Annotated in this window: 15 protein-coding genes and 1 other annotated feature; of the genes, 10 read left to right on the top strand and 5 right to left on the bottom strand. The window is 42.6% G+C overall.

Annotated features, from left to right (window positions below; all coding sequences use genetic code 11):
* Positions 1-75: 75 nt before the first annotated feature.
* Complete coding sequence (locus CAN90_RS05750; RefSeq protein WP_085832898.1) at positions 76-633, bottom strand: hypothetical protein; 558 nt, start codon at positions 631-633, stop codon at positions 76-78.
* A 208-nt stretch (positions 634-841) separates the two neighbouring features.
* Positions 842-2125, bottom strand: coding sequence for a WG repeat-containing protein (locus tag CAN90_RS05755; RefSeq protein ID WP_159450358.1), 1284 nt, complete (start codon positions 2123-2125; stop codon positions 842-844).
* Positions 2126-2347: 222 nt separating this feature from the next.
* Between CAN90_RS05755 and rsmH the strand changes: the two genes are divergently transcribed.
* The 7 genes from rsmH (at position 2348) to CAN90_RS05790 (ending at position 11495) form a co-directional block, all read left to right on the top strand.
* Positions 2348-3397, top strand: a complete 1050-nt coding sequence (rsmH, locus tag CAN90_RS05760) for a 16S rRNA (cytosine(1402)-N(4))-methyltransferase RsmH (RefSeq protein WP_085832900.1) — start codon at positions 2348-2350, stop codon at positions 3395-3397.
* 234 nt (positions 3398-3631) lie between these two features.
* Positions 3632-3844 (top strand): cold-shock protein, encoded by a 213-nt coding sequence (locus tag CAN90_RS05765; RefSeq protein ID WP_085832901.1) that lies wholly within the window; start codon positions 3632-3634, stop codon positions 3842-3844.
* A 94-nt stretch (positions 3845-3938) separates the two neighbouring features.
* Complete coding sequence (locus CAN90_RS05770; RefSeq protein WP_085834296.1) at positions 3939-5219, top strand: DEAD/DEAH box helicase; 1281 nt, start codon at positions 3939-3941, stop codon at positions 5217-5219.
* 420 nt (positions 5220-5639) lie between these two features.
* Complete coding sequence (locus tag CAN90_RS05775) at positions 5640-7724, top strand: sodium-translocating pyrophosphatase (RefSeq protein ID WP_085832902.1); 2085 nt, start codon at positions 5640-5642, stop codon at positions 7722-7724.
* A gap of 228 nt (positions 7725-7952) precedes the next feature.
* The gene (locus tag CAN90_RS05780) at positions 7953-8876 is read left to right on the top strand and encodes a LysR family transcriptional regulator (RefSeq protein WP_085832903.1); all 924 of its coding nucleotides are present in this window, start codon (positions 7953-7955) and stop codon (positions 8874-8876) included.
* Between the two features lie 271 nt (positions 8877-9147).
* Entirely contained in the window at positions 9148-10014 is an 867-nt protein-coding gene (locus CAN90_RS05785) for an MBL fold metallo-hydrolase (protein ID WP_159450359.1), read from the top strand.
* A 185-nt stretch (positions 10015-10199) separates the two neighbouring features.
* Positions 10200-11495 carry an SLC13 family permease gene (locus tag CAN90_RS05790; protein WP_085832905.1) on the top strand — a complete coding sequence of 432 codons (1296 nt, stop codon included), beginning with the start codon at positions 10200-10202 and terminating at the stop codon, positions 11493-11495.
* 353 nt (positions 11496-11848) lie between these two features.
* Here the strand turns inward: CAN90_RS05790 and CAN90_RS05795 are convergent, their stop codons facing one another.
* The 3 genes from CAN90_RS05795 to pheS form a co-directional block, all read right to left on the bottom strand.
* The gene (locus tag CAN90_RS05795; RefSeq protein WP_085832906.1) at positions 11849-12094 is read right to left on the bottom strand and encodes an IreB family regulatory phosphoprotein; all 246 of its coding nucleotides are present in this window, start codon (positions 12092-12094) and stop codon (positions 11849-11851) included.
* A 96-nt stretch (positions 12095-12190) separates the two neighbouring features.
* Positions 12191-14569 (bottom strand): phenylalanine--tRNA ligase subunit beta, encoded by a 2379-nt coding sequence (gene pheT / locus CAN90_RS05800; RefSeq protein WP_085832907.1) that lies wholly within the window; start codon positions 14567-14569, stop codon positions 12191-12193.
* Positions 14570-14582: 13 nt separating this feature from the next.
* Entirely contained in the window at positions 14583-15602 is a 1020-nt protein-coding gene (pheS, locus tag CAN90_RS05805) for a phenylalanine--tRNA ligase subunit alpha (protein ID WP_085832908.1), read from the bottom strand.
* 77 nt (positions 15603-15679) lie between these two features.
* Positions 15680-15907: a binding site (T-box leader), on the bottom strand.
* A 183-nt stretch (positions 15908-16090) separates the two neighbouring features.
* Between pheS and CAN90_RS05810 the strand changes: the two genes are divergently transcribed.
* The 3 genes from CAN90_RS05810 to CAN90_RS05825 all read left to right on the top strand — a co-directional run bounded on the left by CAN90_RS05810 (position 16091) and on the right by CAN90_RS05825 (position 19214).
* Positions 16091-16570, top strand: coding sequence for a MarR family winged helix-turn-helix transcriptional regulator (locus CAN90_RS05810; protein WP_423236544.1), 480 nt, complete (start codon positions 16091-16093; stop codon positions 16568-16570).
* Positions 16571-16927: 357 nt separating this feature from the next.
* Positions 16928-17335 carry a metal-dependent transcriptional regulator gene (locus CAN90_RS05820; RefSeq protein WP_085832910.1) on the top strand — a complete coding sequence of 136 codons (408 nt, stop codon included), beginning with the start codon at positions 16928-16930 and terminating at the stop codon, positions 17333-17335.
* Between the two features lie 280 nt (positions 17336-17615).
* The gene (locus CAN90_RS05825) at positions 17616-19214 is read left to right on the top strand and encodes an ABC-F family ATP-binding cassette domain-containing protein (RefSeq protein WP_085832911.1); all 1599 of its coding nucleotides are present in this window, start codon (positions 17616-17618) and stop codon (positions 19212-19214) included.
* Positions 19215-19240 lie beyond the last annotated feature (26 nt).

Raw genomic sequence — 19240 nt, forward strand, 5'->3', positions numbered from 1 at the left:
TTTCTTTAAATAGAAATATAGATAAAAATCAAAGAAGAAAACTCTACTTCTGCAATTAATAAATAGGCTTTGTTTTTAATCGCACGATATAGAGTACCTGTATTCATCCCCTATCTTGTTTTTTACAATATGCTCATCATCGACAAGATTATTTAAAATACTGTGAATGCTTTTCGAGATATCATATGGTAAATCGCTTGGAGTGGCACCTGCTTGCCTTACGGACTCAATAAATGCCTGGACTAAATCGTCTTCTGTCGCAGTTTCTAGTTTCCTCAAATTACGAAAGATAGATTTCTCGACTTGATCTATCATACCGCCTATTAAATCGGTAATATCGTCTAGCCAATCATATACTTCCTTGAATCGTTGCGTACTATCTATGGCGTTAATAATATCAATTTCTGTCGAGCCAAATTCTTTTATTGCAGATAATGATTCAAGAGCGTCTAAGGCATAAGAAAGGTTTTCCGCTAAGTTGCCATTTTGTTTTATAAATTCTACGTTATTTTGCCAGCGTTCAATGTGCGGAACAATCGTTACTTCATATTCTTTTTGGCATTGGTCACACAATTTCATCGTATTTAATTTTAGAAATAGACCTTGTTTTTTACAATGAGCACATTTTGCCATAGAAGTTCCTCCAAATGGAAAGTTTTTTTATTGAGTTATAAAAATTAAGTTAATTATAATAAGACAAGACGAAGCCTTACAAATGTATTACTTGCTAAGAAACGAAGGATGAATCATAACAAAAATACAAAAGATGTATTTAATAAATGCACCCTATGGTAAATACAATAATAATCTGTTTGCTAGGTGCTTATTTATTGAAACAATTCTATTTTATCTTCCAAATCGTACTGGTTCCATTTTGTTCTTTTGCAATAATGTATCCGTCATTTTGAAGGATACTAGAGTATTTTATGGGGAGCACTTCGTTTCCTTTTTTATCAATCATCCCGAATGTATCGGAGAGGTTATGACGTTTATCACTATAATTTCCGATGATTGAAAAACCATCCTTAAAATCCTCAAGTGTGTTGTTGGGGTATTGGAGTACTATTTTTCCACTTTTATCAATGACACTGTCACCATCAATCCCTTTCGTTGTTCTTACAATGGATAAACCATCTGAAAAAGGAGACGCATTATAATAATTGAGAGGAATCACGACTTTTCCAGTGGCATTAATAAACCCGAATTTTTTAACAGTCATTTCTTTATTTGATTGAAAAACAAAGGCTAATCCCTCTGAAAAGTCGTAAATCGAACTATAAGTGGGCTGAAGGATCACTTTTCCTTGCTTGTTAATCACTCCGTTTTTTTCTCCCTGCCGGATGATGGCCAAGCCTTCGTGAAAGCTCTGTGCAGAGTCGTATCTTAAGGGGATGACAACCTTTCCCTGTGTATTAACATAACCGGCCTTTCCGTTTTGATAAACAACCGCCAACCCTTCCGAAAACTTGTTTGCAAAATCATAAATAAGCGGAACAACTACTTTGCCGGATCTATCAACAAATCCGAATTTCATATCCTTCATAACGACTGCGAGCCCATCTGAAAAGCTGAAAGCTTCGTCATAAATGAGCGGAACAACTACCTTGCCATCCTTATTAATGAATCCGGTTTTATAGCCGACTTGCGTTGTGCTTGGCAAGCCTGCAATTGGTTTTTGTACGTATTCGTATTTCGTTCCCACCAAGGCAAGGCCCTGCTTAAAATCTTCGGCTCTATCGTATGTAATTGGAAGAACGGTTTCCCCCTTTGTATTGAGAAATCCCCATTTATCAACTCCACGCTCAGAGCCTTGTGTGCAGGTATTAAGGTTGTTGTCAATATCCATTCCAACCCGTATATAACCCTCTGAAACGTTTGACATCTCGTGGTATTTTAGGGGAATCACTTCGTTGCCTACTGTATCAATAAGCCCAAATACTTCACGGTTTTTGTTTTTGTCTGTATATTGACTTACCGTAGAAAATCCCTCAGAAAACCCCTGTATGGAATGGTATTGCAAATTGTCTTTTACAAGAGTTAACACACTGGGTGTTGATTGAGCGTGTACAGATGATGATAGCGAAATAGTGAAAGCAAAGAATAAAGCGAAAGCTTTCTTTTTCATACTAAAATCTCCCAATCTACATGAATTCATATAAATAAATGTATTATAACATAATTAACCAATAAATAAAAACAAGATTATCCAAAAGCTTTTTCGTATCGATTTTACTTACAAAATCAATTCGAATGTTGTACCGCACGGGAATAGACAGTATAATAGAAGTATAAAAAGAAAATAAAATGATCGTTTAACATAAAGGAGAAAAGAAAGGGAAGTTAAATCATGGAGAACCCAGAGCAGAAGCACCAACGGCGCCCGCGGTACAAAGGGACACACCCAAGGAATTTTAAAGAGAAATACAAAGAGCTAGAACCAGAAAAATATGCCGATACGGTTGAGAAGATTATCCAAAAGGGCAATACGCCTGCAGGAATGCACATTTCAATTTGCGTGAAAGAGATATTGGATTTTCTGCAAATAGAGCCCGGACAAACTGGCTTGGACGCTACCTTAGGGTATGGTGGCCATACCCTAGAAATGCTAAAATGCTTGCAGTCAAAAGGCCACATGGTAGCACTTGATGCGGACCCCATTGAAATAGTCAAAACCCGAGAGCGCTTGCAGAAGCTAGGCTATGGGCCAGAAATATTAACCATTCATCAGCTTAATTTTGCCAATATAGATCAGGTTGCCGCAGAGGCAGGCCCTTTTGATTTTGTGTTAGCCGATTTAGGGCTTTCTTCCATGCAAATTGATAATCCCGACAGAGGGTTTACATTTAAAAGGGAAGGCCCGTTAGATTTGCGCCTGAATCCTGAAAAAGGAATCTCGGGTGCCGAACGCTTAAAAGAGTTAACGCGCGATGAACTAGAGGGCATGCTGATTGAAAATGCAGATGAACCGTATGCGGCGCAAATAGCAAATACAATTGTAACTAAATTACGAAAAGGCGTTCCCATTGAAACAACCACTCAGCTTCGTCTTGTCGTTGAAGAAGCTCTAAAGTTTGTACCAAAGGATCAGCGCACAGAGGTCATTCGTAAATCGAGCCAAAGAACCTTTCAGGCTTTGCGGATTGATGTAAACAGCGAATTTGAAGTATTATATGAGTTTTTAGAAAAGCTGCCGAATGTATTAGCTAAGGGGGGACGAGTCGCCATTTTATCCTTCCATTCGGGTGAGGACAGGCTCGTTAAAAAGTCATTCAAAGCGTTGCACCGAGAAGGGGTGTACCGTGAAATATCAACAGAGATTATTCGTCCATCCTTAGAAGAGTGCAATCGCAATAGTCGTGCTCGCTCGGCAAAATTGCGGTGGGCAATCAAAGCCTAATTAATTTTCATAAAAAATAAGTAATTATTTTATAGATTGCACTCAAAAATAATATTCTATTTTAAAATAAAAGTTGACGAAAGAGACAATGTGTGTTACATTTAAAAGGTATTCTAAAAATGTTACATTGTCTCACATGTTTTTGTAAGTCATTGATTCGTTTCATGAGTTATAAAAATGTGTGTTTTTTTGTGCAGTGGTAGGTGCAAATAGAAAAATGGAGGTACCACTCATATGAATTCTGGTACAGTTAAATGGTTTAATTCCGAAAAGGGATTTGGTTTTATCTCGAATGATGACGGAGGAGAAGATGTATTCGTTCACTTTTCTGCCATTCAGTCTGAGGGATATAAGAACCTGAACGAAGGCGATAAGGTAACTTTCGACACAGAGCAGGACCCGAAAAACAGCAAAAAGCTGCGTGCTGCAAACGTGAAATTAGCTTAAGACCATCGCAAGCAGAGAGGTCACCATTTCCTAATTGGATATGGCGGCTTTTCTTTTGTTTACAAACAAGAAACATATAGAAGAAATGGAGATTATGATTATTACTAACTTTGATCAATTTGGTTTTACACCGGAACTATTGCAAGGCATCACAAAAATGGGATTTCAAGACCCTTCTCCTGTACAGGCAGCGGCAATCGCACCCATGCTCGAAAAACAGGATCTATTGGTTCAGGCACCAACCGGAACCGGAAAAACTGCGGCGTTTGGTCTGCCGATTATAGAAAACGCGGACCCCGAAAACCGCCAAATTCAAACGGTAATTCTCTGCCCTACACGCGAGCTGGCTCTGCAAACCTGCAGTGTATTAAAACAGATGTCTACTTTCAAGAAGGGCATCCGTATTTTGGCTTTGTATGGAGGAGAACCCATTCAAAGGCAGATTATGGCGCTCAAGCGCTGCCCGCAAATTGTGGTTGCGACCCCTGGCCGCTTAATGGACCACATGCGCAGAAGGACCACCCGATTAAACCGTGTAAACAGCATTGTGCTTGATGAAGCAGATCAAATGCTGGACATGGGCTTTCGTGAAGATATTCACTCCATCTTAGAGTGTGTACCGCAGGAGCGGCAAACCGTTCTGTTTTCTGCTACTTTGTCAGACGAAATTAAAAAAATTGCAGAGCAGTACCAAAAAGAAACACAGCATATTCGCATTGGGCAAAGTGTAAATAAAGTAGAAAAGGTAGAACAGTTTTATTGCGAGGTACGAGGAAATGCAAAATTCTCTAGCCTAATGCAGTTAATGGAGAAAAAGCAATACGAGCTTTCGCTCATCTTCGTTTCTACAAAGGTGATGGCAGACACGCTTGCGAACCAGCTCACTGAGGCTGGCCACCCAGCAGAAGCGATTCATGGTGACCTGCGCCAAAGACAGCGCGACCAGGTTATGCAGCGGTACCGCAATGGTAGGGTGAAAACACTTGTAGCGACCGATGTTGCCGCCCGTGGTATTGACGTTGGCGGAATCGACGTTGTTATCAATTACGATATTCCTGGTGACTCAGACAGCTACGTGCACCGTATTGGGCGCACCGGCCGTGCAAATCAAAGCGGCGTTGCATATACGCTTATTTACCCCAGAGAGCGTGGCAAGCTGCATATGATTATGAGAAATACCAAAGCCAACATCACGCCTTGTTCGTTAGACGGAAAAGTGCTTTTCCCAGATTTTCAAAATCCTCAAAAGCAACTCAAAGAAAGTAATTCTAGAAGAGAAAACAACAGGCATGAGAATTACAATAAGTCTAAATCTCCCAAAAAACCTTGGAGGAGCGGGTCAGCGCCCCGCAGAAGACGTACAGAGAAGGCCTAATCCATAGTAAGAGTAAAAAGCTTGCCATCAGTGAGATATACTGCTTGTGCGGGCTTTTTTTATTCATTATTTTTTGGTAGGAATGAAATAAATTAACATTTATCCCAAAATGGAATCAATAAATATTGCGAAAGCTTGTTGAAAACTGTTGACAAAAAGAAATAAAAGTTGTAGAATTAGCACAATTAAATATCTCTTTTCCGGTTGGGCAGTTTTCATGTATTTATGATAGCTGTTTTCAAGATTTGTAGCTTAGGGTGGAGGCTTCGTTTGAAGCATCCATCCTTTTTTTGTTACGAAAATAACTATCAACATTTATATGAAAGGAGGAAAGCGGCAACTCCATTATGAGAAAAGAGAAGAAACTGAACTGTTTCATCAATTGTTTAGGACTTGAGAAGAAAAAAGGAGGGAATCCCAATGCAAAATTTGTTTTGGGTTGGTTTTGTCGGGTTTATCCTGGCGATTTTTTTTGCATTTATGCAAGAAAAAAAAGTAATGAAATATTCAGAGGGTACCGCTGAAATGAAAAAGATAGCGGCGTCCATTCGTAAAGGTGCAAATGCGTATTTAAAGCAGCAATACTCTGCGGTAGCGAAAGTGTTTGTGGTTGTATTTCTTATTCTGTTAGGAATGGCATTTTTTACAGATGGTCAAATGCTCTCGAAATTTACACCGTTCGCTTTTCTATCGGGCGGTATTTGGTCGATGCTCGCAGGCCTTATCGGTATGAAAATAGCTACCAACGCCAATGCTCGTACAGCTCAGGCTGCCTCTGAAAGCTTAAATAAGGGCTTGCGTGTTGCGTTTTCTTCCGGCTCGGTTATGGGCTTTACTGTGGTAGGCTTGGGAATATTAGATATTTCCATCTGGTTCCATGTGCTGCATTATGGTTTTAATATTACCGATGCAACTCAGCTTGGTAATATTATGGTTATGAACGGCATGGGTGCTTCCTTTATGGCACTGTTTGCGCGTGTTGGCGGAGGAATCTACACCAAAGCGGCAGACGTTGGCGCTGACTTGGTGGGTAAGGTAGAAGCCGGTATTCCGGAGGATGACCCCCGTAACCCCGCTACCATTGCAGATAATGTTGGCGATAATGTAGGCGATGTAGCTGGAATGGGTGCAGACCTCTATGAGTCTTATGTTGGTTCTATCTTAGCCACCTTTGCTTTGGCTGCTGCTGCTGGTTATGGGTTTGCTGGAATGCTTTTGCCGATGCTGCTTGCAGTGTGTGGTATTGCTTGTTCCATTATTGGTTCTTTCTTTGTAAAAACAAAGGAAGATGCAACCCAAAAATCACTACTTACTTCCCTGCGCACTGGTACTTATTTGGCGGCGGTATTGTCTGCCGTAGCCGCAGCTCCCCTAACGTATTACACTGTTGGAAGTTGGGGCGTTTATGTAGCAATTCTGTGTGGCCTGATTGGTGGCTGCGCGATTGGCTATTTTACAGAATACTATACGTCTGATACTTATAAGCCCACTCAAGATCTTGCCGCTTCGTCTGAGACTGGCTCCGCAACCGTAATCATTGGCGGCTTGTCTTTGGGAATGCGCTCCACTGCGGCTTCTATCCTCATTGTTGTTGCAGCAGTTATCATCAGCTTCTTTGCTGCTGGTGGAGGAACCAGCTACAACTTGGGCCTGTACGGCATTGGTATTGCCGCTGTGGGAATGCTTTCCACATTGGGCATTACACTGGCGACGGATGCTTATGGCCCGGTTGCAGATAATGCTGGCGGTATTGCCGAGATGGCTGGCCTGCCCGAGCAGGTGCGCGAGCGTACCGATGCACTCGATTCCCTTGGTAATACAACGGCTGCAACAGGTAAGGGCTTTGCCATTGGTTCTGCCTCTTTAACTGCTTTGGCACTATTAGTCTCTTATGTAAATATTGTGAACGAAAAAGGATTTACAATGGATCTTTCCTTAACCAACCCCACTGTGTTGGTTGGTTTGTTTATTGGTGCTATGCTTGCCTTTGTGTTCTCTGCCTTTACCATGAGTGCAGTGCAGATTGCTGCAGAGTCTATTGTTATGGAAGTTCGCCGCCAGTTCAAAGAAATCGCTGGTATTATGGAAGGCAAAACAGAGCCTGACTATGAAGCCTGCGTTAGTCTTTGCACAAAAGGCGCATTGCGCCAAATGGTTGCCCCCGCTTTGTTGGCAATTATTGTACCAATACTAACCGGCCTTATTTTGGGCGCGGAAGGTGTTGTTGGTCTTTTGGGTGGTGTATCCGTTACCGGTTTTGCGATGGCAGTATTTATGTCCAACGCCGGTGGTGCCTGGGATAATGCTAAAAAATACATTGAGGCTGGTCACCATGGCGGAAAAGGCTCCGATTGCCATAAAGCGGCTGTGGTAGGCGATACGGTTGGCGATCCTTTTAAAGATACCTCTGGACCGTCCCTCAATATTTTGATTAAACTCTGCTCAACCGTTTCGATTGTATTCTCCGGTTTAATTCTTTCATTTAATTTGATGGGTTTACTGTAATCGAATATAGCAGCAAGCTAATTTATAAATGTGGAAAAGACGAACACTGTTTCAGTGTTCGTCTTTTCGTTTTTATAGTAGAGCCAAAGCTTGCCATCTATCATGATTCACGGCCCTCTCTATTGCTTATTAGAGTGGCTTTTGATATTCATTCTTGACATAAAACCGAATATCTCCTATTCTGTTAGGTAGCTTTTATACCCACAAAGAAGAGAGGAAACGGTTGTCATGAATGTGCGAGATTTTGAATATGTTCTGGAAATCGCGAAGCAAAATAGCATTACAAAGGCAGCTAACCGCCTTTACATCTCACAGCCTTCATTGAGCAAATTTCTTCAAAAAATGGAAGAAGAATTGGGCACACCATTATTTTACCGTATGGGAAAGCAATTTTCTTTAACCCCTGCGGGGAAATGTTACGTAGAAAAGGCTCAGAGCATTGTAAACTTAAAGGAACAAATTGCGGACGATATTCATAATCTGGTCAACCACAAACATGGTGAAATTCATTTAGGCGCACCCTACAGCCGGGGCGAATTCATTATCTCGATGGTTTTGCCCAAATTTCAAGAGCAATTTCCCCATATTAAGGTACTAATCGATTTTAATAGTACTGCTAGTTTGTTAAAAAAGCTGGAGCAAGGGGAACAAGATATTCTCTTTATCAATTACTCGGAGGAGAAGCCACATCTTCATTATGATTTGATTGGCGAAGAAGAAATGGTATTAGCAGTCCCAGCAGATTCTCCTATTATTACGATGGCAAAGCAACAGGAAAACCGAAATTTTCCGTTCATAGAGAACAGGTACTGGATGAACGAACCATTCGTTATCGCGGGTGAAAACTTAAAATCGGGACGATATGCTCGCGATTATTTTAAGCAATTCGATATTTCTCCTCCTATTACACTGGAGATTATGACGGTTAATTTAATCTTATTGGCTGTGAGAATGGGTCTGGGCATAGCCTTAGTTCCGTCCATCCCGTATAATACAGGTAATGTAGAGCAAACACATAGATACCTTTGTACAGAAGATGAGAATGCGATTATGAGAATTGCGGTTGTATCTCAGAAGGGAAGAGATCTGAGTTACCCTGAAAAGACCCTTGTACAAATAATAAAGGAATGCCATAACCGTAAAATTGAATGAGATTGGCTGCAAAGTAGTTTTTGCTTCTGTTGTCTTTTCGGAGTAGAAGTAAGAATAGAATGTTTCAAAAGTCACTGACTTTCTGGTCGGTGGCTTTTTTTATTAATTCAACAAATGAAATGCCGTTTCTTTATATATAGTACCATATTTATTCTTTTTAGCTATGAAATATAAAGATATATGAATTTGAGTTATGAAAGAAGTCGAATTATAATAAAACACAAGCAAATGGTTATTAATTTTTATTTAAATTATAAAGGTGGGCACTCAATTGGATTTAGAAAAGTACAAAGTAAATTATGCCGAAATCTCAAAAATACAGGCTACAAAATATGAAGATTATTATAGAAACCCCAGTAAGTACTATGTACATCCTTTTCGGATCATAGATAACCTGTACTATATTGGCGATCAAAAGGTTTGCTCTCATTTAATTGATACGGGTGATGGATTAATTGTTTTTGATTCCGGGTTTCAGCATACCGTTCATTTAATGGTGCAAGCTGTGTGGGAGCTCGGGTATTCCCCTAGTGATATTAAATACCTAATTCATTCTCATGAGCATTTCGACCACATTGGTGCGGCAAATGATTTTAAAACCCTGTATGGCTGCAAGCTTGTAATCAGCAGAGCGGGTGCAGAGGTATTCCGAAAATATCCGGAGCGCGTATTTATGCATGCCAGCCCCAATCCGTATGCGTATCCATTTACGCCGGATATTGAGTTAGCGGACGGCCAAATCATTCAGCTTGGCAATATTTCGATTCGTTGTGTTGAAACACCTGGTCATTCGGATGGTGTGATGTCCTTCTTCTTTGATATGGAGGACCATGAAAAAATGTACCACATTGGCTATTTTGGAGGAATGGGGTTTAACACACTCTACCAGCAAGCACTCACAGAGCTTGGCAGGCCCCTTACTGCTCGTCGGGACTTTTTGAACTCCCTGCAAAAGGTGCGAAATGAATTGGTTGATATTACGCTGGGAAATCACCCAGCACAGAACAAAACCTTGGAAAAATTGGAACTTCTAAAGAAGAATCCCGACAGCAACCCATTTATTGACCCCAATGAGTGGGCAGATACCATTGATACGCTTACCGATAAATTTAAGGAGTTTATTGAGAACGGGAACTAAAGGTTTCCGCTTTTTATAAATAGATGGTCGAGAAATTGAACGAAGGGGCTTTGATAAGTGCGGTAATTAAAAAGATTAAAAATTGAGGAGGGGGAACAGAAGATTATTTGTAAATATTCTTATCATGCTGTCCTGAAAAAGAATCTCGGTGTCTGTTATTCGAAATGAATTGAGGAGTTTTGTTTATGTTAGCATTAATTGGAGCCTTGTTAATTATAACGATTATGTTCCTGCTGATACAGGAAAAGGTATCTGCTCCGGTTGCTTTTATTGTTCTGCCAATTATCGCTGCACTATGTGCTGGGTTTGGCATACCAGAAATCAGTAAATTCATAGTTTCGGGCATGTCTTCAGTTATCAATAATACATTGATTCTATTGTTCTCTATTACATATTTCAGCATGATGGGTGATATTGGGTTGTTCGACCCGATGGTAAAATTCATGATGAAAAAGACGGGGAACAGTGTGGCTGCTGTGTGTATTGCAATTGCTGCTACTGCAGTGGTGGCCAGTATTGATGGTGGTGGAAGCACCACTGCTTTAATCGTAATCCCGGCATTTTTGCCGATTGTAAAGAAGCTCAATATGCGCAAAGAATCTATTATTGGTTTGATGGCGGCATCGATTTTTATGAATCTTACTCCTTGGGCGGGCCCGCCCCTGCTTTGCGCCACGGGTTTGAATGTGGAGCTGCCTGACTTATATGCACAGGCATTTCCTGGTATCATGATTTTGGTCTGTCTAATGCCCGTTCTGGTATTTGCACATATCTGGTATCAAAAGAAAACAGGTGCGGGCCTAACAGACAGTGGGAAACTGCATGTGGAAATAGAGCAGGAAGAAGAACAGAAAGAGGCTATTAGCAGAAAGAAGTATGTGTTCAATGTTATATTAACCTTAGCATTGATTAGCAGCTTGTTTACTGGTGTTTCTCCTAAATACATTCTGTTTATGGTGGCTCTTGCTATTGGCCTGATTGTAAACTATCCCATTGCTAAAACACAGCGCAAAAAAATCAAGCAGCTTGGCGGAGAAGCCGTTCCTATGACGGTTACATTGTTTTCGGTAGGTATTTTTCTTGGTATAGCAAAAGAGTCTGGAATGATTGGCTCAATGGCAACCGTTTTGGTTCAAGTATTGCCGAGTTTTCTTGCTCCCCATATGCACTGGATATTAGCATTTTTTGGTGTTCCTTTAATTATGGCGTTGGGCTCTAATTCGTTGTACCTTGGCTTAATGCCAGTCGTGGTCCAAATAGCAGCAGGTTTTGGTATTTCAGCGGTAGAGGTAGGTACGGCATTTATGCTGGGTGCTTCTTATGGAGCGGTAATTAGCCCCTGTCACCCAACGACCTATGTAACCATCGGTTTATCTGAAACATCAATTGGCTCACACATTAAGTACAATATTATGTTTTTATGGCCGGCAGGTATCACTGCGTTGGTAATCGCCACCTTATTGGGAATCGTACCTTTCTAACGTCAATTATTATGATGAAAATGAATTGGAACCTTGAGTGGCTTGCATGTTGTGATACTTAAAATCTTTTATTCATTTGTTCATAAGCCCTTATAGATATGTAAAACACAAAGGCGGATACTGTTGGCGGTGTCCGCCTTTGTGTTTTTAAGAGAGTGGAGCTATGGAGCTGCATAGCTTATGACACATCCAGTGAAGGTGTGCATCAAAGTTTGGAAAAAAAGTCGATTAGCGCAGAGAAACATTTTGGCTACCATGGTAAATAATTTTGCATAGGCAAAAAATAGAAAGCCAGCGCTGAGCGCTGGCTTTCCTGTAATTATATAAATGTGCCGCAAAGTTTTGCTGTTATATTATTCCCCTAAATAGGATTTTAACAGTACCTGTAACAGCTCGTCACGGTCAATGCGGCGAATGAGGCTACGGGCATTGTTATGCGCCGTAATATACGTAGGATCCTCGGAGAGAATGTACCCTACGATTTGGTTAATCGGGTTATATCCTTTCTCTTTTAAGGAATCGTAGACGGTTGTAAGAATGTTTTTAATATCCTCCTCACGGTCGCCGGGAAAGGAAAAAGTCATCGTTTTATCGAACATGGATACACCTCCAGTAACGTAATCATACAATATTTCACGGTGGAAAACAAGAGGAATTCATTACAAAATTGGGAATAAAGTATGACGAATCCCAAATTAAGACCGCAGGTTTACGCCGATTTTCTCTAGCTCTGCAAACACCTTTTTCATAACAGAACCGGTGGTTTCTTCATTCAGCGTGCCGTCGCCGGAGCGTAGTACCAAGCTGAACGCCACACTCTTTTTACCGGCTTCAATCTGCTCGCCTTTGTAAACATCGAACAGGCGAACGTTCTCAAGCAGTTTGCCTGCGCCACGAATGATGGCCTTTTGCAGGTCGTTGACCGGAATTTCATCATTGCAGATGAGTGCCAAGTCGCGGGTAACTGCCGGGAACTTAGGCAGAGGAGTGTACTGCTTCTCTAATCTGGCATGTGCGTACATCACGTCCATATCAAGCGTAAAGCTGTACACACGCTCACCAATGCCGTAATTCTCCTGTACCTGCGGGTGAATTTCACCCATAACACCCAATTTATCACCGTCGATGGTAAGAATGGCACAACGGCCGGGGTGGTAGCTAGGTTCGTTGGAGGTGGCGGCAATGTCCCACCCGGTAACGTCTAATTCCTTAAGCAAATCTTCCACGATGCCCTTCATCGTAAAGAAATCGGCATCGTTCCCATACAGGCCACCAACCAGTACGCGGCGCTCAATGGGGAGCTTATCCGGCTCGGTGGGCAGGTATTCTCTGGCGGGTTCAAAGAAAGCAGCCGCAGCGTTGCGGTTGTTGTAGTTCTTTGCGAGAATCTCCATCATGGAGGGCAGTGCCACCGTGCGCATAATGCTCGTGTCTTCCCCAAGCGGGTTTGAAATCACGACGGAGCGGCGCAGGGGCGAATCTGCAGGCATCCGAATTTTATCGTAATATTTGGGGCTGATAAACGAATACGTGGTAATCTCACTCAATCCCAAAGCCAGCATGGTGTTGTTCACCGCAGCATCAAACTGCTGGCGTGCGCTGTATTTACCTTGCGCACCGCCGGGAAGAGTTTGGCTTGGTATATTATTATACCCATAAAAACGGGCAACTTCCTCCGCGATGTCTGCTTTGTGCTGTAAATCGGGGCGGAAGGTGGGAACAACCACAGTTTCGCCTTCCACTTGGCAGCCAATGCGGTTTAAAATCTCTACCATTTGCTCCTTTTTCAGTTCACAGCCAAGGAAACGGTTAATCCAGTCTGCTTCGAGCGGAATGCGCAAGGGCTGAACATGAATCTTACCATCCATCAGCACATCGTCCGTTACATCACCTGCGTCGAGTAGTTCCACAAGCTCGCAAGCACGGTCTAATGCGGGCAGGCAGTTATTGTGGTCAAGTCCTTTTTCAAAGCGCGAAGAGGAATCGGTTCGCATTCCAAGCGCTTTTGCGGTTAAACGAACGGATACGGCATCAAAGCAGGCAGACTCAAACACTATAGTGGTTGTATCGTCCATAATTCCGCTGAATTCGCCGCCCATTACACCGGCAACGGCGATGGGCTTGACTGCGTCGGCAATCACCAAATTGCTTTGGTTCAGCTTGCGTTCCACACCATCCAGCGTAGTGATTTCCTCACCATCTTTTGCACGGCGAACGCAGATTTTGCCCTGCTCTACAAAGCGCAAATCAAAGGCGTGCATGGGCTGGCCGTACTCGAGCATGACATAGTTTGTAATGTCTACAATATTATTGATGGGTCTTACGCCCATCACACGCAGGCGCTCGCGCAGCCAGCGGGGAGAGGGCTTTACCCGAACATTTTTAACGATACGTGCACTGTAAACGGAGCAAAGGTCGTTCGCCTCTATCGCAACGCTCAACAGCTCTTTACCGCTTCCGTTGCCGCCCTTAACCACCGGAGTGTGCAGGTTAAGCGGCTTTTGGAAGGTTGCGGCGGCTTCACGAGCTAGGCCAATCACAGAGAAGCAATCGGGGCGGTTCGAGGTAATTTCAAACTCAACCTTTGTATCGTTAAAGCCGATGGCCTCCTGAATGGAGTCGCCGGGCTTGCAGTCTTCCTGCAAAACAAAGATGCCGTCTTCAATGGCATACGGAAAATCACCAGTCGTAAGGCCAAGCTCGCCTAGCGAGCACAGCATACCAAAGCTTTCTACACCGCGCAGCTTGCCCTTTTTAATCTTAATACCGTTTGGCAGAGTAGAGCCGTGCAGTGCTGCGGGTACTAGGTCGTTTTCCTTTAAGTTTTGCGCACCAGTTACAATTTGGAGCGGCTCTGCCTGACCGACATCTACCGAGCAAATGAGTAGATGATCCGAATCGGGGTGGGGGGTAATGGAAAGCACACGGCCTACCACGACTTTATCAATATCGGCACCCTCTGTATGGTATTCTTCCACTTTAGAGCCGGAGATTGTAACCGCTTCTGCGAAATCACGCATTGGCATGGGGTCCATTGGTACAAATTCATTTAACCATTTCATTGAAAGATTCATATTGGCTCACCTCCTAAAACTGCTTTAAGAATCGAATGTCGTTCTCATAGAACAAACGCAGGTCGTCTATGCTGTAACGGCGCATGACCACACGCTCAAGGCCCATACCCAGCGCAAAGCCGCTGTATACCTCAGGGTCTATTCCGCAGTTGGAAAGCACCTTGGGGTGTACCATGCCACAGCCCAAAATTTCAATCCAGCCCTCGCCCTTGCATAGGCGGCAGCCCTCACCGTGGCAGTTAAAGCACTGCACATCCACCTCAGCAGAGGGTTCTGTAAATGGGAAGTGGTGCGGGCGGAAGCGAACAACGGAGTCTTCCCCATACAAACGCTTCACGAAGGTTTCGAGCGTATCCTTTAGATTCGCAAAGGTGATGCCCTTGTCTACAACAAGCCCTTCAATTTGGTTAAATAATGGGGAGTGGGTTGCATCTACCGTGTCGGAACGATACACACGACCGGGAGAGATGATGCGAATGGGAGGCTCTTTCTTTTCCATGACGCGAACCTGTACCGGTGAGGTTTGCGTACGCAGAACAATATTGTCGTTAATATAGAACGTGTCCTGTGTATCACGGGAGGGGTGGTTCTTGGGAATGTTCAATGCCTCAAAGTTGTAGTAATCGTACTCAACCTCGGGGCCGTCAACAATTTCAAAACCCATTCCAACAAATATTTCTTCAATTTCTTCGCGTACAATGGAAAGAGGATGTTTTGCACCGGTCTCGTGGTGCTTACCGGGAAGAGTGACATCTAGCTTTTCTTGCTCCAAGCGTGCCTGTAAGACTTGTTCTTTTAAATCGGCGGCGCGCTTTGTAAGCTCCTCCTCAATCATTGCACGAACCTGGTTTGCCATTTGGCCTACAACCGGGCGTTCTTCTGCACTTAGGCCGCCCATTTGCTTTAAAATTGTGGTCAGCTCGCCCTTTTTGCCCAGGTATTTTACCCGAAGTGTTTCCAGAACCTGCTGTCCCTTTGCCTGAGCCAGTTCTTTTACCGCACTGTCGCGGATGGCATCTAGCTGCTGCTTCATGAATATTCTTCCTTTCGGTGTCATTTTAGAATGGGATTGATAACGGAAAAAATAAAAAAAGCCTTCGCCCCTTACGAAAAAGGGACGAAGGCAAAACTCCTCCGCGGTACCACCCTGATTTTTGAAATCATCAAACTCTTATATAGCCTTTAACGGTGCCTGCCGTCGCCGCCTACTTAATACGTTCAGCAGCGCCGCTCCAAAGGGAACTTCTCCAATACTCACCCGCAAGCATGCTTTCAGCCCATGGCATGCTCTCTCTGGTCGGAGAAAAACTGGGTACTTTCCTTTTTCATTGCGTTATCTTTTATTCAATATATCATGGTTAGAACATTTTTTCAAGTAGCAAAAGCCAGAGCTGTAAATTCCTTTGCCATACGGCTAGTCCGTGCGTTTTGAGTCATTCCACTTTCCTCAGTGATTTGTAAAATCCACAATATACAGAGGATTTACAGAGACTTGACAAAAGCGTATGGCAACCATATACTATGGATATGAATGACATGAAAAATGACAAACTTCAAATTGCGAACCAATCCCTTTTTTTAGCATTAGCCTTAGTTGATCTGGATAAAAAGACTCGATATTACGGAACGGATGTGCCGATTTTCCACTCTGAAATACATGTAATAATGGCAATCGCCGAGCATCCCGGTATTCATGTGGGGGGCTTGGCGGATATATTGGGAGTGACAAAAGGAGCGGTATCCGAAATCCTGAAAAAATTGGAGAGAAAGGCTCTGGTTACAAAAGAGATTGATGAGCTTAATTTATCGAGATATTCCTTGAATCTGACGGAAAAGGGGAGAACGGCACATAACAACCATTTGCAGTACCATGCCGTTTTGAATAGTATGGTAGAAGAAGAACTAAATCATGCTTCTGACCAAGAAATAAAATTTTTAAGCAGTTTTTTATCCTCTTTCATTCATCGAATCAAGTTTTTTGAAGAAAGTTTTGAGGAATAAAAGATTTGCAAAGTGTATGGTATCCATACACTTTTTAAATCACTTTTAGTTAGGAGGTACTAACATTAAAAAGAATAAATCACAAAAAATCGATTCTGTTACTCAAGATATGAGAAAGCAAAAGGAGATGGAAGAGGAGGAAAAAACAATCTGTGCCGTTTGCAATTCTTATCTCTCCTGTATTTCATTTCCGCTTTACCTTTATGGTTGTCCAATGCTGCCGTCATTCCAATCTTTTACCGATAGGGAAGAAAATAGGAATACGGATGAAACAAACAGAGAGAAAGACAAATGAGCATATTCAAGCGTATGGTATGTATACACTTTTGTTTGTAATTCATAAAAGGAGAAACAGTGATGGGTAAAAAAATCAGTCCCTCCAAGGAAGAGTACCTTAAAGCGATATATCGATTGTCGGAACAAACGAAGTTCGTGCGTTCCATTGACCTTGCTGATTATTTGGGTGTTACAAAGCCCAGTGTGCATCATGCCGTTACTGCGTTACAAGAAGAAGGGCTTGTTATAAAGCCTTTGCACGGTGAAATCTGCCTTACGCAGGAAGGTGAAAAGCAGGGGCAGATTCTTTCTGCAAAGTTTCAATTACTAAGACAATTGTTGATTGACTGTTGCAATGTTAATGAACAAACAGCTAGCGCAGACGCTTGTAAAATGGAGCATCTCATCAGCGAAGAAACCACCTTTGCTTTAAAAAATCTTTTAGATAGAATTGAAGGTGCTTCTGCACATTATAAGTTCGAAAAATAATCCTTCGTATTCCGTATTTACTTACTAGGAATTTAAATGAATAGTATTAAATAAATCATTTTTTGTTCCATAAAATTGTGCTGCTTTCTACTGATAAAGCCTTACAAAAGCCCGCCGTTTTGCACAAGTACAGGTATAAAAAACAATGCCCGTTCGTTGGCTGTAACGAAGATGGAAATAAAATTTTGAAATTGTGGTATTTTATGATAGAATAGAACGGTATTTGTATAGAATGGGCGGCATATGCGCGCCGGTATAGAATAACGGAGGAAACGAGAACATGATAACAGTATCCGAATTGGGATTGGGCTTTAACGGACAGAATTTATTTTCCGGCGTTAACCTGCTCTTTACCCCGGGCAATTGCTACGGTGTGATTGGCGCAAACGGCGCGGGAAAATCGACCTTTTTAAAAATCCTGTCTGGCGAGCTGGAACCGACGAAGGGCGAAGTTGTAATTGACAAGAAGCTGCGCATGTCGGTGCTCAAGCAGGATCACTACGCATTTGATGCCTTTACGGTGTTTGATACGGTTTTGCAAGGCAACCCGCGACTGTATGAGGTTTCAAAGCAAAAGGATGCCTTATACGCAAAAGAGGATTTCTCAGAAGAAGACGGTAATTTGGCAGCGGATTTGGAAGCTGAATTTGCTGAAATGAATGGCTGGGACGCGGAAACCGAGGCCGCTAAACTCTTGCAGGGCTTGGGGATTTCAGTAGATTTGCTGTATGCAGAGATGAGCTCTGTTTCAGAAACAGAAAAGGTGAAAATCTTACTGGCACAGGCACTATTCGGCCAGCCCGATATTATTCTGCTGGACGAGCCTACCAACGGTTTGGATGTCGATTCCATCCACTGGTTAGAAGACTTTTTGATGGATTACATGGGTACCGTTATTGTGGTATCACATGACCGTCACTTCCTCAATGATATTTGTACGCATATTGTTGATATTGATTTTACTAAAATCCGCATGTATGTGGGTAACTACGACTTCTGGTATGAGTCAAGCCAGCTCATTCAGCGTGTGATGCGTGACCAGAATCGTAAAAATGAAGATAAAATTAAAGAGCTGCAAGCGTTTATTCAGCGCTTCTCTGCAAATAAATCGAAATCCAAGCAGGCTACTTCTCGTAAAAAGCTGCTTGATAAAATCACCGTGGAAGAAATGCCGGCTTCCTCCCGTCGTTACCCTTACGTTGGCTTTACCATGGACCGTGAGCCTGGCAAAGAAATTTTGACGGTAGAAAACCTGAGTAAGACCATTGATGGTGTTAAGGTACTCGACAATGTATCGTTCCGTGTAAACAAGGGTGACAAGATTGCATTCTTAGCAGAAAATAAGATTGCTGTTACCACTCTGTTTAAAATCTTGATGGAAGAGCTTGAGCCGGACGAAGGTACCTTCAAATGGGGTGTTAGTACCTCTCAATCGTATTTCCCCCAAGATAACACAGAGTTCTTTAACGACTGTGATTTAAGCATTTTAAAATGGCTGGAGCAATATTCTAAGGATACAACCGAAACCTACCTTCGTGGTTTCTTGGGCAAGATGCTCTTCTCTGGTGAAGATGTGCTTAAGCAGGTAAATGTACTTTCCGGTGGTGAAAAGGTGCGCTGCATGCTTTCGCGCATGATGATGTTCGGCTCGAATGTGCTGTTGCTTGACCAACCCACCAATCACCTTGACTTGGAGTCCATCACCGCAGTGAATAATGGTATGATTGAGTTTAAGAGCGTTATTCTCTTCTCCTCTCACGACCATCAGTTTGTGCAGACTGTTGCAAACCGCATTATTGAAATTCTGCCCGAGAACGGTGTGGTTGACCGCATGACAACGTATGAAGAGTATTTGGAAATGAGGGCTCAGCGCTCTTAATGTGCTAAAACGGAGGCGTTACCAAC

This window comes from Clostridium merdae, from assembly GCF_900176635.1.
In the GTDB taxonomy this organism is placed as follows: domain Bacteria; phylum Bacillota; class Clostridia; order Oscillospirales; family Acutalibacteraceae; genus Faecalispora; species Faecalispora merdae.

What these genes read in the sequence shown, in the direction of transcription:
- CAN90_RS05750 (WP_085832898.1), bottom strand. Translation starts at nt 633, where the DNA reads ATGGCAAAATGTGCTCATTGTAAAAAACAAGGTCTATTTCTAAAATTA.
- CAN90_RS05755 (WP_159450358.1), bottom strand. Translation starts at nt 2,125, where the DNA reads ATGAAAAAGAAAGCTTTCGCTTTATTCTTTGCTTTCACTATTTCGCTA.
- rsmH (WP_085832900.1), top strand. Translation starts at nt 2,348, where the DNA reads ATGGAGAACCCAGAGCAGAAGCACCAACGGCGCCCGCGGTACAAAGGG.
- CAN90_RS05765 (WP_085832901.1), top strand. Translation starts at nt 3,632, where the DNA reads ATGAATTCTGGTACAGTTAAATGGTTTAATTCCGAAAAGGGATTTGGT.
- CAN90_RS05770 (WP_085834296.1), top strand. Translation starts at nt 3,939, where the DNA reads ATGATTATTACTAACTTTGATCAATTTGGTTTTACACCGGAACTATTG.
- CAN90_RS05775 (WP_085832902.1), top strand. Translation starts at nt 5,640, where the DNA reads ATGCAAAATTTGTTTTGGGTTGGTTTTGTCGGGTTTATCCTGGCGATT.
- CAN90_RS05780 (WP_085832903.1), top strand. Translation starts at nt 7,953, where the DNA reads ATGAATGTGCGAGATTTTGAATATGTTCTGGAAATCGCGAAGCAAAAT.
- CAN90_RS05790 (WP_085832905.1), top strand. Translation starts at nt 10,200, where the DNA reads ATGTTAGCATTAATTGGAGCCTTGTTAATTATAACGATTATGTTCCTG.
- CAN90_RS05795 (WP_085832906.1), bottom strand. Translation starts at nt 12,094, where the DNA reads ATGTTCGATAAAACGATGACTTTTTCCTTTCCCGGCGACCGTGAGGAG.
- pheT (WP_085832907.1), bottom strand. Translation starts at nt 14,569, where the DNA reads ATGAATCTTTCAATGAAATGGTTAAATGAATTTGTACCAATGGACCCC.
- pheS (WP_085832908.1), bottom strand. Translation starts at nt 15,602, where the DNA reads ATGAAGCAGCAGCTAGATGCCATCCGCGACAGTGCGGTAAAAGAACTG.
- CAN90_RS05810 (WP_423236544.1), top strand. Translation starts at nt 16,091, where the DNA reads ATGGATATGAATGACATGAAAAATGACAAACTTCAAATTGCGAACCAA.
- CAN90_RS05820 (WP_085832910.1), top strand. Translation starts at nt 16,928, where the DNA reads ATGGGTAAAAAAATCAGTCCCTCCAAGGAAGAGTACCTTAAAGCGATA.
- CAN90_RS05825 (WP_085832911.1), top strand. Translation starts at nt 17,616, where the DNA reads ATGATAACAGTATCCGAATTGGGATTGGGCTTTAACGGACAGAATTTA.